Origin of the sequence: Leuconostoc gelidum subsp. gelidum KCTC 3527 (assembly GCF_000166715.1) — a bacterium.
Lineage (GTDB): Bacteria > Bacillota > Bacilli > Lactobacillales > Lactobacillaceae > Leuconostoc > Leuconostoc gelidum.
The window spans coordinates 1-17195 of sequence record NZ_AEMI01000006.1; the positions used below are offsets into that span (position 1 = coordinate 1).

13 protein-coding genes and 1 tRNA gene are annotated in these 17195 nt (G+C 38.5%); 10 read left to right on the plus strand and 4 right to left on the minus strand.

Features of this window, described 5'->3' with window-relative positions:
- Nucleotides 1-84: 84 nt before the first annotated feature.
- On the minus strand, nucleotides 85-798 hold the full coding sequence (gene gpmA, locus EUI_RS0101880; RefSeq protein WP_010015675.1) for a 2,3-diphosphoglycerate-dependent phosphoglycerate mutase: 714 nt from the start codon (nucleotides 796-798) through the stop codon (nucleotides 85-87).
- A gap of 109 nt (nucleotides 799-907) precedes the next feature.
- On the minus strand, nucleotides 908-1108 hold the full coding sequence (locus EUI_RS0101885; RefSeq protein ID WP_010015676.1) for a cold-shock protein: 201 nt from the start codon (nucleotides 1106-1108) through the stop codon (nucleotides 908-910).
- Between the two features lie 320 nt (nucleotides 1109-1428).
- On the opposite strand from EUI_RS0101885, the gene EUI_RS0101890 reads away from it, so the two are divergent.
- A tRNA-Leu gene (locus tag EUI_RS0101890) sits at nucleotides 1429-1513 on the plus strand.
- Between the two features lie 693 nt (nucleotides 1514-2206).
- Here the strand turns inward: EUI_RS0101890 and EUI_RS0101895 are convergent.
- Both EUI_RS0101895 and EUI_RS0101900 read right to left on the minus strand, forming a co-directional pair.
- Entirely contained in the window at nucleotides 2207-3259 is a 1053-nt protein-coding gene (locus EUI_RS0101895) for a DUF6287 domain-containing protein (protein ID WP_010015677.1), read from the minus strand.
- A 115-nt stretch (nucleotides 3260-3374) separates the two neighbouring features.
- Nucleotides 3375-3899, minus strand: a complete 525-nt coding sequence (locus EUI_RS0101900) for a DUF2892 domain-containing protein (RefSeq protein WP_010015679.1) — start codon at nucleotides 3897-3899, stop codon at nucleotides 3375-3377.
- A 202-nt stretch (nucleotides 3900-4101) separates the two neighbouring features.
- Between EUI_RS0101900 and EUI_RS0101905 the strand changes: the two genes are divergently transcribed.
- The 9 genes from EUI_RS0101905 (at nucleotide 4102) to eno (ending at nucleotide 17019) form a co-directional block, all read left to right on the plus strand.
- On the plus strand, nucleotides 4102-4407 hold the full coding sequence (locus tag EUI_RS0101905) for a helix-turn-helix domain-containing protein (RefSeq protein ID WP_010015680.1): 306 nt from the start codon (nucleotides 4102-4104) through the stop codon (nucleotides 4405-4407).
- 225 nt (nucleotides 4408-4632) lie between these two features.
- Nucleotides 4633-4986, plus strand: a complete 354-nt coding sequence (locus EUI_RS0101910) for a hypothetical protein (protein ID WP_010015681.1) — start codon at nucleotides 4633-4635, stop codon at nucleotides 4984-4986.
- Nucleotides 4983-5795, plus strand: a complete 813-nt coding sequence (tpiA, locus tag EUI_RS0101915) for a triose-phosphate isomerase (protein ID WP_010015682.1) — start codon at nucleotides 4983-4985, stop codon at nucleotides 5793-5795. The genes EUI_RS0101910 and tpiA overlap by 4 nt, the downstream gene beginning before the upstream one ends.
- 280 nt (nucleotides 5796-6075) lie before the next feature.
- Nucleotides 6076-9690, plus strand: coding sequence for a DNA-directed RNA polymerase subunit beta (gene rpoB / locus EUI_RS0101920; RefSeq protein ID WP_010015683.1), 3615 nt, complete (start codon nucleotides 6076-6078; stop codon nucleotides 9688-9690).
- Between the two features lie 142 nt (nucleotides 9691-9832).
- Entirely contained in the window at nucleotides 9833-13495 is a 3663-nt protein-coding gene (rpoC, locus tag EUI_RS0101925) for a DNA-directed RNA polymerase subunit beta' (protein WP_010015685.1), read from the plus strand.
- 303 nt (nucleotides 13496-13798) lie between these two features.
- A complete protein-coding gene (locus tag EUI_RS0101930; protein ID WP_010015687.1) occupies nucleotides 13799-14206 on the plus strand; it encodes a Mini-ribonuclease 3 in 408 nt (135 codons plus the stop codon).
- Nucleotides 14203-14964, plus strand: coding sequence for a 23S rRNA (guanosine(2251)-2'-O)-methyltransferase RlmB (rlmB, locus tag EUI_RS0101935; protein WP_010015688.1), 762 nt, complete (start codon nucleotides 14203-14205; stop codon nucleotides 14962-14964). Before EUI_RS0101930 ends, rlmB begins: the two co-directional genes overlap by 4 nt.
- Before the next feature lie 79 nt (nucleotides 14965-15043).
- Nucleotides 15044-15604, plus strand: a complete 561-nt coding sequence (locus tag EUI_RS0101940) for a sigma factor (RefSeq protein WP_014947695.1) — start codon at nucleotides 15044-15046, stop codon at nucleotides 15602-15604.
- Between the two features lie 89 nt (nucleotides 15605-15693).
- A complete protein-coding gene (eno, locus tag EUI_RS0101945; RefSeq protein ID WP_010015690.1) occupies nucleotides 15694-17019 on the plus strand; it encodes a phosphopyruvate hydratase in 1326 nt (441 codons plus the stop codon).
- Nucleotides 17020-17195 lie beyond the last annotated feature (176 nt).

Below are 17195 nucleotides of genomic sequence, written 5' to 3' on the forward strand. Positions count from 1 at the left end.
TTAAAAAGAGCTAGAAAAGCTCTTTTTAATTTATACTATATATAACATAAAAACCGTTATCGAGTAAAGATAACGGTTTTTAAATTACTTACTTAATGTTTTCTTAGAAACAACTTCTAAATTATTATCCAAATCGTAAACTAATGGTTGTCCATTAGCGATTTCAAGGTTTAAGATGTCATCATCTGAAATATGTTCAAGATGTTTTGCTAAGGCACGTAATGAATTACCATGAGCAGCAATTACAACGTTTTTGCCAGCTTTCAAATCTTTTGAAATGTCTGATTCCCAGAAAGGTAAGACACGTTCCAAAGTAATCTTCAAGTTTTCACCCAAAGGTAATTCACCTTTGGGAACATCAGCATAACGACGATCAAAAGCGGGGTAAGTTGTTCCTTGCACCTCAACAGTTTCTTCATAGCTGTCCAACAATGGGGGTAATACGTCATATGAACGACGCCAGATGTGAACTTGCTCGTCACCCCATTTTTCGGCGGCCTCAGCTTTGTTTTGGCCTTGTAAAGCGCCATAGTGGCGTTCGTTCAAACGCCATGACTTGGTTTCGGGGATGAACAGTTGTCCAGCCTCTTCTAATGCAAAGTGCAATGTTGTAATGGCACGTGTTAAAACTGATGTATAAGCCTGATCAAATTGGATGCCTTCGGCAGCTAATAATTCACCAGCTTCTTTAGCTTGGGTAACACCTTTATCTGATAACTTTGTGTCAACCCAACCGTTGAACAAATTTAATGCATTCCATTCACTTTGACCGTGACGGATTAATACTAACTTAGCCATGTATTCTAAACTCCTTAGTTTGTGTTTAATCTAACAATTATATTATACCACGAAAAGAGGACACAAAAAAACTCGCCTAAGCGAGTTTTCAAAGTATTAGAACTTAATCTTACAACTTTGAGATGTTAGCAGCTTGCAAACCGCGGTCTGATGTTTCAACTTCGAATTCAACAGCTTGACCTTCTTCAAGAGTCTTGAAGCCGTCACCTTGGATAGCTGAGAAGTGTGCAAATACATCTTCTCCGTTTTCACGAGTTACGAAACCGTAACCCTTTTCTCCGTTAAACCACTTTACTGTGCCTTTTTCCATGATGTGTTTCTCCTTTGGTGTGCTCCACCAATAATTTTATTTTGTAACTTAAATAATTGGTACTTGAGCGCCTTCCGAGAAAAACAAATCAAAATCAAAAACTTTTATTACAAGTTCTAGTTTACCATACTGGTGGAAATAAGCAAGCGAAATAATAAAAAATAATAAAAATAGATTAGTGACAAGTTGGAATAGCATACTTATTTTATGTCAGAAAGCCTAATGAGACAGTTAGTTATTGTACTTTTGATTAAACTTTTCAACTTGACAAGATAGTTTATTAACGATAGAATTGTATAGTTGTCAGTATGGATGACCATGCAGCTGTGGCGGAATTGGCAGACGCGCAGGATTAAGGATCCTGTGCCCGTTAAGGGCGTGCGGGTTCGACTCCCGCCAGCTGCATAATCACATTTCATGGCGTTGCATAAGGTTTTTGAAACCTTATGCAACGCCATTTTTGTACAAAAATGTTGTACTGTATATCATAGCAGTTCACACAAAATGAGAAATGCTGTGATATTGTGGTTGCTTGGCGTTTTCCAAAAAAGTTCTACATAAAAGGTTGAGAACCAGTGCATTTACTGAATTTGAGATTACCCACGAAATGTTTGAATAGTCATATGTTTGCAATCACAAATGTGATTATACAGCCTCAGGAAAACAATTACTTTCGTCAAAAGTGCTTGTCATGATTGTGTCATCCCCAGGGCAGTACACACAGTTAATTAGACGAATTTAACAAATAATACTTAAATTTCCTTTTCCATCCTTTACATAAGGACACAATAAAGATTTAGTTTAAAAGGCGCAATCAAACTGATAAATCTGTGGCGAACAGTAATCATAATAGACAAGGTATTAATAGTAAATTAATGTAATCATATAATTTACTCTTGGTACAACACGAATTCATTCTACGTTGAATGATGACAGTGTGCCAAGGAGTAAAATAACCGCCGTAAAAATAGCGACCGCCATGTGCTAGATTTGAGGCCTAACACATAGCGGTCGCTATATACTTTGCTTTTTGTCATACACTGCGATAATGCATATGTTAATTTGCTCCGATGTTCATGAGAATGTACCATCTTTTAATTATTCTGTGATTAGGTTTTTAATTTGTTCAAATTTAGGGTCGCTTTTATATTGTGCGTACAACGAGCTCAAATTCTTGGTACCAATGGTTTCAGCACGAGCATCCTGTTCTGCACCGGATACTCGTGTGCCTTGATTTTTGTAGGTAATTATATCACCAGCAATTGTGAAGTAACCTTGCTTATAAGTTGTATTATCAATGTTGCTTGGTACATTATTTAGCTTCACAATATTTTTGGCACCATCTAACGCAATTGTGACACCTGAAAAGGTCACATCTGAAATTTTGCCATTATTGACAGCGACGTGCGTTGAATCAAAGGCATTACTTGTGACGTTAGACTTGCCTGACAAGATCGTGTTGACGCTTAAGTCACCATAATCAGATACAAATCCTGATGGCAGACCTAAGAGCGCTAGAGCTTGTTTGTCAACATTAGATAATAAATTAGCTGCGCTTGTGTCAGCCGTCGACACTTCTTTTTGAAGGGTGTATATGTTTTGTTCACCAAATTGTTGACCAGAGTAAATTCTGTCCTGTGATTTGTCAGATGAGCCGCTGAAAGCGACACCTTTTGGAATGAAGTAAAGCGGTACTAAAATTGAGGCGCCTTCTGTTGGTAATGGGTCAGCGCCTATTTCTGCTTTTAACATACCGTCTTCGTCTTTAGTTTTATCAAGATACACTTTTGCTTTTGGTGTTGTTTGTCCAGAATATGAACGAGACAGTAAACCACTTTTGTTAAAAATAAAAGTATCGCCGGTCGGGTTTACCCATGTACCGATAACGCTTGAGAAATCATTAGCTTGGATTTGTGTTAAATTCATGCCGGTGTTATTTTTTGTTGCAATTGAAGTTGATGATTTAACAGCTTTATTTGACGTGGTATCACTTGTCGACTGAATTGTACGCTTTGAATTGGCTGTTTTTTGGTGTGCTTTTTTAGTGGCTTGATTTTTTGCTGGCGTGTGACTGATTGATGCGTAGACACTCACACCACCTAAACCTAAGATGACTGCAACACAAATTAGCCACGTTAGTTTTTTACTCATAATTTTTTCCTTTGTGACATACTTACAAAAAAGCTACAGTCGCATTAATAGTCTTTGTTTGTAGCTTTTGTTTGGTCTTAGTATGCATGTATTGTTGTTGGTAAGTTATAGTTTACTAATTGTCACGCAACCCATCAACGATTGTTTGTGCATTCTCTTGTGCATGTTTTCTAACGTTTCTGTCATCGTAAAATTTTGCAATTTCCGCTAATACTTGTTCTTCGAATTCTGCAACATGGTTTGCTTCGAAGAATGGTAAGTAGACTTGCTTTTCTATACCGTTTCTTTCATATGAAAAGACTGTAATAATGCCACTACCAAATATTCCTACACCGATAAGTGCAAGAACAATGCCTACAAGTGGCGAGCTTGATAATGCCATAAGGCCACCAATTGCAATTAATAATCCTAAAAATATACGACCTATTTTAAATTCTTTATTTGAGGAAACATTTGAAACATTTCCCAAAGGTGATGAATCTTTTGTCATTCCCGCTGGGATCATTCCGAATAAAATGGTGTTTTGCATTTTTATCTTTAAAAAACCATCTGGTGAAACGTACATATTCCCTTTGATCCAAGGGGTAACAAGACTTACGGCAAAGTCCTTGTTAGTGGAAGTTTGAATTGATTCAACCATTGTAAAATCTCCTAAAAGCTTTTTTCGTGATTCATTATTGCACGTATTCAATCATGGTCAACAACATGCCATATTTTTAATTGGTTATAAGAGAAAAGTTAATAATATCATAATAACACATTATAATGAAAATTTTAAATAAAAAATGTGTGAAATGTCTCAAAGCCTTGTCAAAATTGAAAATAAAGAAAGGTGGCATGACATGAAAACTACAACTGAACAAATAGCTGAAAAGTTAAGAATGAAGCGATTGCAACATGGTATGACTGTTGAAAAATTAAGTGAAATTGCGGATGTTTCAGTCGGTACAATTTCAACACTTGAACGAAAACTAAAGGTGAATTTATCAATTACAACCTTGTTGAAATTGATGGATGCTTTGAACATGAAACCTTATGAACTTTTTGGATCAGCTGACCCAAGTATTGACGAATTACTTGAGGACAATCGTGCACTTGAAGAAAAACTTCAAAATATTGCAGATATTGTTAATTCTAAACCTGAATAAATATGTAAATGAACGGTGTATTAGTCCAAATCTGCATGTTTGTTTTCTTTAACAATAATTATTTTAATATGTTGTTCATAGCTTAATCATTATTGATTGATATTGCGAAGGCAAAAAACACTAGTTGAACGTCATTATCACATGGTGGATCTAAAGAGTGAAAACGTTCTATTTTCTAGTTCATGTGTCATCTGTTGTGGTAAAATAAAAACAATGGAGAATAATATGTTACTCTTTAAACGAATTAAGAAAAATAATGAGCCTCAGCTAGATGAAGAGGTTGTTTCGCGTACGGCTCTTGATGCCATGCAACAAGAAAATGATCAATTATTAGATCAGTTAGAGACATTAAAATTGGATGTTTCAGAATTAACTGAAAGAAATCAGCATTTAACAGAGCAGTTAACACGCAGTAAGTACTATCAATCCATAGTCAAAACTGTTATGGGGCTAAGTGTCTTAATTATTAGTTTTGCGGTATTGTATGTACTTAATGAAGAACCACAATACACAGCAATGTTGCTTTTAATTGAAGCAGCATTCATTTTTATGATGCTAAGGAGTAGTGATGAGTCATGACTAAAACTCATAAGGCGCAACGGGTGCCATTCGTAGTCGCTAATTGGAAAATTAACAAGTTACAAGCAGATGTTGTTGATTTTTTGGCACAGGTTAATGGCAAAGTGCCAGACAAACGAGTCGTTGAGACAGGTATTGCAGCACAAGATTTGTTTTTGTCAGATATGGTGCGTGCGACGGCAGATTCACCAATTCATGTTGTGGCTGAAAACGTTCATTGGGAAGATAATGGCGCTTATACAGGTGAAACATCACCTAGGGCTTTAAAGGATATTGGCGCAAAATATGTATTAATCGGTCACTTCGAACGGCGAAAGTTTTTTAATGAAACAGATTCAACAGTTAATTTGAAAGTAACAGCTGCCTTACGGAACGGTTTACGTCCAATTATTGATGTTGACGAAGATATGAGCACCTATGCACAGTTTATGGATGCTGAACCTTCTGTCGCCCAAGTAGCTGCAGCATTAGCTGGCGTTTCCGTAGATCAAATTAGAAATGTTACTATTGCATATGAGCCCACATGGGCAATTGGTTCTGGTGAAGCGGCTAGTGCTGATCAAGCACAAAAAGCAGCTCATCTTATCCGTCAAACATTGGCTAAGCTATATTCACCAGTTATTGCGGAGCAAGTTCGAATTCTGTATGGTGGCTCAGTCACACCCAACAATGCGCGTGAAATTATGCTGCAAAAGGATATAGACGGTGTTCTTGTTGGAACAGCAGCGTTAGATCCAACACAATTTCTGCAATTAGTTGAAATTGTGCGCGATCCAAACGTACCAGAATTCGATGTAGATCACATTTAAAGAAACAGATTTTTGATTTTGAATCAGACTAGTTTGTTAATTGGACTGACTTGCAAAATATTGTTAAAAGCGTATAATTACTAATAGTAATACTGTGAATAAATATGGCATTTTGCGAAATATTGTCCGCAATACCTTTATATTGAAGCAAACGTTGTCTGCGGAAACAGCGGCGATTGCTTTTTTTGTGCCTATGAGGTGATGAAATCCAGAATAAAAGTGATTTTGTAACTAAAATGTAACAAACAAAACGCAGTGAAAAACAAGTGAGGTGATAAATGTGGCAGGACATTTAGTAAAGTACGGTAAGCACCGTACCCGTCGTTCATATGCTAGCATCAAAGAAGTACTTGATGTGCCTAATTTGATTGAGATTCAAACGGCATCATATCAATGGTTCTTGGATGATGGTATCAAAGAAATGTTTGGCGACATCATGCCAATTGACGATTTCCAAGGAACATTATCTTTGGAATATGTCGATTATCAATTGATGGAACCAAAGTATAATATTGATGAGGCGCGTGAGCACGACGCCAATTATTCAGCACCATTACATGTAACTTTACGCTTGACAAACCATGAAACTGGTGAAATTAAGTCACAAGACGTGTTTTTTGGTGATTTCCCATTGATGACGGAACAAGGAACGTTCATTATTAATGGTGCGGAACGTGTTATCGTTTCACAGTTAGTGCGTTCTCCTGGAATTTATTATAACCAAGAAAATGATAAAAATGGTCGACCACGTTACGGCACGACCGTTATTCCTAACCGTGGTGCATGGTTAGAATATGAGACAGATGCCAAAGGCATTGCTAACGTCCGCATTGATCGTACACGTAAGTTATTGATGACCGAATTAGTACGTGCGCTTGGATTTGGTTCAGATTCAGATATTCTTGATATTTTTTCTGATCAATACGATGCATTAAACATGACTTTGGAAAAAGATGTACACAAAGATATGTCTGATTCACGTGTTGAGGAAGCCTTGAAAGATGTTTATGAACGCTTGCGTCCAGGTGAACCAAAAACTGCTGATTCATCACGTGCCTTATTAGTTGCGCGCTTCTTTGATCCAAAACGTTACGATTTAGCCTCGGTTGGTCGCTATAAAATCAACAAAAAATTGGCTTTGAAGACACGTTTGTTGAATCATACATTAGCAGAAACATTAGCTGATCCAGATTCTGGTGAAATTATCGCTGAAAAAGGGACAACTGTTGATAAGACAGTTATGTCAAAGTTGAGCCCATTTTTGGAACGTGAAGACTTTAAGACCACGACATATACACCTTCTGGGGATGCTGTACTTGAAGAACCTGTTGTACTTCAAAAAATTAAAATTCAATCACCTGAAGACCCCGAAAAGACTTTGGTATTAATTGGTAATGGTCATATTGATGAAAATGATCGTACGGTACGCCCTGCGGATATTTTAGCAGGCATGAACTATTTCTTGAATTTGCAAGAAGGTATCGGAAACGTTGATGATATCGATCACTTGGGAAATCGTCGTATCCGTTCAGTTGGTGAGTTGTTACAAAATCAATTCCGTATTGGGTTGACACGTATGGAACGTGTTGTACGTGAACGTATGTCAATTCAAGATGCCAACACAGTAACGCCACAGCAATTAATTAATATTCGACCTGTTGTTGCTGCTGTTAAGGAATTCTTTGGTTCATCACAATTATCACAGTTTATGGATCAAACAAATCCATTAGGAGAAATGAACCATAAGCGTCGTCTATCGGCTCTTGGGCCTGGTGGATTGACACGTGACCGTGCCGGTGTTGAAGTCCGAGATGTTCATTATACGCATTACGGCCGCATTGATCCAATCGAAACACCAGAAGGTCCTAACATTGGGTTAATTAACTCGTTAGCTACTTATGGTCGTATTAATAAGTATGGCTTTATCGAAACACCATATCGTCGTGTCGATTGGACAACACATATGGTTACTGACAAAATTGACTATTTGACAGCTGATGAAGAAGATAACTTTATTGTTGCACAAGCAAACTCACCTTTGAATGATGATGGTAGCTTTGTTCATGATACAGTAATGGCCCGTTTTGGTGAAGAAAACATTGAAACACCAATTGATCGTATTGATTATATGGATGTGTCACCTAAACAAGTTGTCTCTGTTGGAACAGCTGCTATTCCTTTCTTGGAAAATGATGATTCTAACCGTGCTTTAATGGGTGCTAACATGCAACGTCAAGCAGTACCATTGCTTGATCCACATGCCCCTCTTGTTGGTACAGGTATTGAATATAAAGCTGCCCACGATTCAGGTGTTGCCATGATTTCACGTGCAGCTGGTATGGTTGAATATGTCGATGGCCGTGAAATTCGTATTCGTCGTGAAGATGGTCAATTGGATCATTATGAATTGATGAAATTCCGACGTTCTAATGGTGGAAAAAACTATAACCAAAAACCTATTATTCATGAAGGTGAACATGTTGAAGCTGATGAAGTTTTGGCTGATGGTCCTTCAATGGAACAAGGTGAATTAGCTTTGGGTCAAAACCCATTGATTGCATTCATGACTTGGCAAGGTTATAACTTCGAAGATGCAATTGTTTTGAATGAACGATTGGTTCGTGAAGATGTTTATACATCAATTCATATTGAAGAATATGATTCAGAAGCACGAGATACAAAACTTGGGCCTGAAGAAATGACGCGCGAAATTCCTAATACTGGTGAAGATCAGTTGAAGGACTTGGATGCTGATGGTATTATCCGTGTCGGAGCCGAAGTACATGATGGTGATATTTTGGTAGGTAAAGTTACACCTAAGGGTGTGACAGAATTATCAGCCGAAGAACGTTTGCTTCATGCGATATTTGGTGAAAAAGCACGTGAAGTTCGTGATACATCACTTCGTGTCCCTCACGGCGGCGGCGGCGTCGTTCAAAATGTGCGTATTTATACACCAGAAAATGGTGATGAATTAGCACCTGGCGTTAACATGATGGTGCGTGTTTATATTGCTCAAAAGCGTAAGATTCAAGTTGGTGATAAAATGGCTGGACGTCATGGTAACAAGGGAACTGTTTCCGTTGTTGTCCCTGAAGAAGATATGCCGTATATGCCAGATGGTACGCCAATCGACATCTTGTTGTCACCCATGGGTGTGCCTTCACGTATGAATATTGGACAAGTACTTGAGTTACACCTTGGTTTCGCTGCTAAGAAGTTAGGAATTCATGTTGCATCGCCTGTCTTTGATGGGGCAAGTGATGACGAAATCGAAGCGGCCTTACGCGAAGCAGGTTTGCCACAAGATGGTAAGTCAGTTGTTTATGATGGCCGTACCGGTGAAGCCTTTGATAAACGTGTTGGTGTTGGTGTGATGCACTATATGAAGTTGGCCCACATGGTTGATGATAAAATTCACGCACGTTCAATAGGACCTTATTCACTTGTTACGCAACAACCTTTGGGTGGTAAAGCACAATTTGGTGGACAGCGTTTCGGTGAAATGGAAGTTTGGGCGCTTGAAGCGTATGGCGCTGCATATACCTTGCAAGAAATTTTGACATATAAGTCAGATGATGTTGCTGGTCGTGTGAAAGTCTATGAGTCAATTATTAAGGGTGAACCAATTCCTCGTCCAGGTGTACCAGAATCATTCCGTGTTCTTGTGAAAGAATTACAAGCACTCGGATTGGACATGCAAGTCTTGGATGGTGACGGAGAAGAAGTTGAACTACGTCAAATGGACGAAGATGATTCAATCTTACCTGTTGATGCACTTGAAAAGTTAGTGCGTTCAAATCCTGACTTATTGAACAAAGAAGACGATGAAGTAGCCGCAGCATTCTTGAAGGTAACATCACAAGATACGACTAAATCAAACGACGAAATTTAACATAAAACATAACGTGTAGATACAATATTGCACGTTTGTTATCAGATGTTTTTTATAATAATCATAAAAAGCGGCTGATAGCAAGCGTGGGTATTGTGTATGCGCGTTTACGTAATAAATAATGAAAGGTAACAGCAAATAGATGGCAATTGATGTTAATAAGTTCGAAAGCATGCAAATTGGTTTGGCTTCTCCTGATAAGATCCGTTCATGGTCTCATGGTGAAGTAAAGAAGCCAGAAACAATTAACTATCGAACACTTAAGCCAGAGAAAGATGGCTTGTTCGACGAACGCATCTTCGGACCAACAAAAGATTATGAATGCGCCTGTGGTAAATATAAGCGAATCCGATATAAAGGAATTGTTTGTGATCGTTGTGGCGTTGAAGTTACATCATCAAAAGTTCGTCGTGAACGTATGGGTCACATCGAATTAGCTGCACCTGTTACACACATTTGGTACTTCAAGGGTATTCCATCACGTATGGGTCTTGTTTTAGACATGTCACCTCGCTCACTTGAAGAAATTATCTACTTTGCTTCATATGTTGTCATCGAACCTGGTGATGCACCTGTTGAAAAGAAGCAATTAATGACAGAGCGTGAATACCGTGAATTGAAGCGCGAATATGGTGCTAGTTTTAAGGCTGGCATGGGTGCTGAGGCAATAAAAGATTTGTTAGCTAGTGTTGATCTAGCTGCTGAAGCAGATCAATTGAAGCGCGAACTGCAAGAAGCAACAGGCCAAAAGCGCGTACGTGCGGTACGACGTCTGGATATCATTGAGGCATTTTTCCAGTCAAAAAATAAGCCTGAGTGGATGGTCATGGATGTTATTCCAGTTATTCCACCAGACTTACGTCCAATGGTTCAATTAGAAGGTGGTCGTTTTGCCACATCTGATTTGAATGATTTGTATCGTCGTGTTATTAACCGTAACAACCGTTTAAAGCGCTTGCTTGATTTGAATGCGCCAGGCATTATCGTGCAAAACGAAAAGCGTATGCTTCAAGAAGCTGTTGATGCATTGATTGATAACGGTCGTCGTGGCCGACCAGTAGCTGGACCAGGTAACCGACCATTGAAATCACTTTCTCATATGTTGAAGGGGAAGCAAGGCCGTTTCCGTCAAAACTTGTTAGGTAAACGTGTCGATTATTCTGGTCGTTCAGTTATTGATGTTGGACCTTTCTTGAAGATGAACCAAATGGGATTGCCACGTCCAATGGCAATTGAATTATTCCGCCCATTCATCATGAAAGAATTAACAACTCGCAATTTAGCTGGCAATGTCAAATCTGCTAAACGTAAAATTGACAAAGCAGATGAAGATGTCATGGATGTTTTGGAAGATGTCATTAAAGAGCACCCAGTTCTTTTGAACCGTGCACCAACATTACATCGTTTGGGAATCCAAGCTTTTGAACCAGTACTAGTTTCAGGAAAAGCAATGCGTCTGCACCCATTGGTTACAGAAGCATATAATGCTGATTTTGATGGCGATCAAATGGCTATTCACGTACCTTTGTCTGATGAAGCACAAGCTGAAGCACGTTTGTTAATGCTTGCTGCTGGTCATATTTTGGCACCTAAAGATGGGAAGCCAATTGTTGCACCTTCGCAAGATATGGTTATTGGAAACTACTACCTGACGGCTGAAGAAGTTGGCCGTGAAGGTGAAGGTATGATATTTTCATCTGTAGAAGAAGCACAAATTGCTTTTGCAAATAAGGTTGTCCATTATCATACACGTATTGGTATTCAAACATCTTCTTTCCCTGCAGCAAAGCCATTTACAGATGAACAACGTGCCAAAATTATGGTGACTTCAGTTGGTAAATTAATTTTTAATGAAATTTTGCCTGTTGATTTTCCATACATTAACGAACCTTCTGAAGATAACTTTAAGGGCATTAAAGATACATTCTTCATTGAAGCAGGTGAAGATATTCATGATTATTTGGCAGATACATCAACAGTGAGTGCCTTCAAAAAAGGCTTCTTGTCAGATGTCATTGCTGAAGTTTATAAGCGCTATAAAGTAACAGAAACATCATTATTATTGGATCGCATGAAGGATCTGGGGTATGCAAAGTCAACAGAATCTGGTTTGACAGTGTCAATGAACGATGTGACTGAATTGCCTGAAAAACCTGCTATTTTGTCAGCTGCTCATCAGCAAGTTGCAACAGTTACAAAGCAATTCCGACGTGGTTTGATCACAGATGAAGAACGTTACCAACGTGTGACTGAAATATGGACCAAAGCAAAAGATGTTATTCAAGATAAGTTGATCGATTTGTTTGAACCAACAAACCCTATTTTCATGATGCAAGATTCAGGAGCGCGTGGTAACATTTCAAACTTCGTTCAATTAGCTGGTATGCGTGGATTAATGGCTGGCCCTGGTGGTAAGATTATTGAATTGCCAGTTACAGCTAATTTCCGTGAAGGCTTGACAGTGATGGAAATGTTTATTTCTACTCACGGAGCGCGTAAAGGTATGTCTGATACGGCTTTGAAGACAGCCAACTCTGGTTATTTGACACGTCGACTTGTCGATGTTGCACAAGACGTTATTGTTCGTGAATGGGATAACAATGCTGATCGTGGTGTTGCTGTTAAAGCAATCATGGATGGTAACTCAGTTGTTGAACCACTTTATGATCGTATTTTGGGTCGTTATGCTATGAAATCTGTCTTTAATCCAGAAAATGGTGACAGGATTATTTCACGTAACGAAATGATTGATGAAGATGTTGCAAAAGCTATTGTTGCTGCAGGTGTTGAAGAAGTAACAATTCGTTCGGTCTTTACGTCAACCACAGAACATGGTGTTTCCGTACTTGATTATGGTCGTAACTTAGCCACAGGTGAAGAAGTTGAAGTCGGAGAAGCAGTTGGTACTGTTGCGGCACAATCAATTGGTGAACCAGGTACGCAATTGACAATGCGTAACTTCCATACGGGTGGTGTTGCCGGTGGTAACGATATTACACAAGGTTTGCCTCGTGTGCAAGAAATTGTTGAAGCACGTATCCCTAAGGGACGTGCTGAAATTTCAGAAGTTACTGGTACAATTGTTTCCATTGAAGAAAATCCAGCTGAACGTACAAAAGCTGTGACGATCGAAGGCGAAACAGATACACGTACCTATACTTTGCCATTGGCAGCGCGTATGCGTTTTGCTGAAGGTGATGATATTGAGCGTGGTGCTGCAATTAATGAAGGACCAGTTGATCCTAAAGAATTGCTAGCAGTTACAGATACATTGACAACGGAATCATACATGTTGACGGAAATCCAAAAGGTTTATCGTTTGCAAGGTATTGAAGTTTCTGACAAACATATCGAAGTAATGATTCGTCAAATGTTACGTAAGATTCGTGTTATGGATCCAGGAGAAACAAATCTTTTGCCAGGTATGTTGATGGATATTGCGGATTTCCAACGTGCTAATGAACCAGCATTGTTCGAAGGTCTTGTACCAGCAACTGCACGTCCAGTGTTACTTGGTATCACGAAAGCTGCTTTGGAAACGAACTCATTCCTATCTGCAGCATCATTCCAAGAGACAACTCGTGTCTTGACAGATGCAGCTATTCGCGGAAAAAATGATCCGTTGGTTGGTTTGAAAGAAAACGTTATTATTGGTAAGATTATTCCTGCCGGAACTGGTATGGCTGAATATCGCAAAATTAAGAGCAAAGTGGTTGGTAATGTTATTGCACAACCTGAAGTCGATAAAGAAGCAACACCTGATATTCCTAAGTTAGATGATGTTGCTAAAACATTTGAAGCGTAATTTTTAATATATTTAAATAATTTTAAAAAGACTGTTTATAATATAGTGGCCGCCATTTATTAGATTAAAAATCTAATGCTTGGCGGCCACTATTTTTTGAACACTTTGTGTATGTTATAACAAAAAGTAATTAATATCATAAAAATTTGACGAAAATGATGGTAAAAAACCAATTGGGCCAAAAACGCAACCAATTAGGCCAAAAGTATAGGCATAATTCCTTTTTTCATTTACACTAAAATAGTTCTGCAGAACACACACGAAACTTATACGTGCATTTCAAATCTCGCGTATAATAAAGATATGCAAAATTTACAATATGAACAAATGAATGGATTATCGTTAGCATATATTGGTGATGCAATTTACGAACTTGAAGTGCGACAGCACTTGCTCTCGCTAGGTTTAACAAAAGTTAATGACTTGCAAAAACGCAGTAAACATTATGTTTCAGCTAAAGCACATGCAGCGTTGTTTGCGTGTATGATAGCAGATAGTCTACTAACAGACAATGAATTGATTTATTTCAAACGTGGTCGAAACGCAAAATCACACACAAAAGCGAAAAATACAGATGTGGTGACATATCGTATATCAACTGGTATCGAGGCATTATTTGGATTTTTGCATTTGTCAGGGCAACCTGAGCGCATTAGTGAATTGATGAAATGGGTTTTTGAACAAGTAGAATCAGGGAGAACGAGCAAATGAAGCAAGAACAACAAATACCGGATCAAACAGAGTTTGTATATGGCCATTATGCCAGTGTTGAAGCCTTAAAAGGAACACAGGAAATTAATAAAGTATGGCTTCAAACAGGACTACAGGACAAAATACGTAATGAAGTAACCCAACTCGCTAAGAAAAAAGGATTAGTAATTCAACAAGCACCAAAATCAAAATTAGACGAACTAACGGATGGTGGAAATCATCAAGGGGTTGTTTTGAGTGTTGCAGCATTTAACTATGCAACGATTGATGACTTATTTGAAAATGCTAAAAAACACGAGTCAGAACCTTTTTTCTTAATTTTAGATGGTATTGAGGATCCACATAATTTGGGGTCAATTTTAAGAACTGCTGATGCCGCTGGTGTACATGGGATTATCATTCCAAAGCGGCGTGCAGTACAGTTAACCGCAACAGTGGCTAAAATTTCAACTGGTGCAATTGAGCATGTGCCAGTGGCTCGTGTAACTAACTTAGTTAATACAGTTAGCGAACTAAAGGATCGTGGTATTTGGGTGTTTGGGACAGATATGGCTGGTGAAGATTATCGACGCTGGGATGCGAAAGGGGCCACTGCTTTGATTATTGGAAACGAGGGAAAAGGTATTTCACCGTTACTAAAAAAGAAGGTAGATAGTATGTTAACCATTCCAATGACTGGGCATGTTCAAAGTTTAAATGCCAGTGTAGCTGCAAGTTTGTTAATGTATCAGGGATTTAGCTCTCGTAATCCATTATAAACAGTGTGCGAAGTTTTTTTATTTGTAACATTTTACAGGTAAAATGACTTTGAGCACTAATTATAGTGGGAGAAGGCAATTGAGGACAGATAGATTGGTAGCAGTTGTTCGTGCTGCGCAAAACGGACATGAGTTGGCATATAATGTACTAATTAAACATTTACGTGGTGCAATGTACGATGTGCATCGTCGAAAGATTAGTAGTCGTATCACGGCAGACGATTGGTATTCAGATGGTTTAGCAATACTGATAAATTGTGTTAATAAGTTTGATACAGTCAAACCACGTGCTAAATTTTCAACTTACTTTATTACAGCGTTATCAAACCATGCAACAGACTTAGTGAGATCATACTATACAGCAAAATCAGATTTTGAAAAAACAATTATTTCGGAAAATAGTGATGATTCAGGAAATCTGTTTAACTTGGGAACAGATACATATAATCCAGAACAATTATGTGTCTTACGGGACATGTTAAGTACAACAGAAATTGCTAAAACGCCTGAATTTAAACAAACAGTACGACAACTTTTGGGTATTGATAACGAAAATTTAGAATTTACAACACGTCGTTTTGAACAAATGCAATATCGCTTTAAAAAAGCCATGCATACGGCAATTTTTAAGTCATCATAAAATAATTGGAACACAAATTGTGTTTCGGTCATCTCCCTGTGATATAATATACATGGTATAAAACCATAAACCAAAGGAGAATTAGACATATGTCTTTAATTACTGATATTATCGCACGCGAAGTCCTTGACTCACGTGGAAACCCTACACTTGAAGCTGAAGTTATCACAGAATTAGGCGGCTTTGGTCGTGGAATGGTACCTTCTGGTGCCTCGACTGGTGAACACGAAGCTGTTGAATTGCGTGATGGCGACAAGTCACGTTTTGGCGGTAAGGGTACAACAAAGGCTGTTGCCAATGTTAACGATGCTATCGCTAAAGCTTTGGTTGGTAAGTTTGATGTAACTGACCAACGTGCAATCGATCAAGCTATGATCGAACTCGACGGTACAGAAAATAAGGGTAAATTAGGCGCAAACGCTATTTTAGCTGTTTCAATTGCAGCAGCCCGTGCTGCTGCTGATGAATTAGGTGTACCATTGTTCTCATACTTGGGTGGTGCAAACTCATACGTATTGCCAACACCTATGATGAATGTTATCAATGGTGGCGCTCATTCAGCTAACAAGGTTGATTTCCAAGAATTTATGATTATGCCCGTAGGTGCACCTACGGTTAAGGAAGCAATTCGTTACGGTTCAGAAACTTTCCACGCTTTGAAGAAGTTATTAGAAGCAGATGGTAAGGCAACTTCAGTTGGTGATGAAGGTGGATTTGCACCTGATTTCGCTGATAATGAAGAACCCTTGAAGTATTTGATCCGCGCGATCGAAGCTGCTGGTTACAAGCCTGGTCAAGATATTGCTATTGCTGTCGATGTTGCCTCATCAGAATTGTATGATGCAGAAACAAAGACATACAAGTTACGTTGGTCAACTGGTGACGAATTCACAACACCAGAATTCATCAAGTACCTTGAAGACTTGGCAGACCGTTACCCAATCATCTCAATCGAAGATCCTATCGATGAAAACGAATGGGAAGACTGGGCTACAATTACTGCAGAATTGGGTAAGAAAGTACAATTGGTTGGTGATGACTTTTTCGTTACTAACACACAATACCTTGAAAAGGGTATCAACATGGGCGCTGCTAACTCAATCTTGATCAAGGTTAACCAAATTGGTACTTTGACAGAAACTTTTGAAGCGATCGAAATGGCTAAAGAAGCTGGTTACACAGCTATCGTTTCTCACCGTTCAGGTGAGACAGAAGACACAACAATTTCTGACTTGGTTGTTGCTACAAACGCAGGTCAAATCAAGACTGGTTCATTGTCACGTACTGATCGTATCGCTAAGTACAACCAATTAATCCGTATTGAAGAATTGTTGGATACAACTGCTAAGTATAAGGGTATTCATTCATTCTATAACTTATCAGCTGCCGCTCGTGAAACTATTCAAAACAAGTAATTTAATTAATGACAAAAATCATGCCATTTTGGGATGATTTTTTAGTACATAAAATATTGAAGGGTCTGTTGTATGCGTAATAAGAAAATGTGGTTAAATGTGGGAACAACTATTAGTCTGGCAGCAATAGCGCATGTGATATATTGGCATATGGGATGTAATGAGGGGAAGACGGA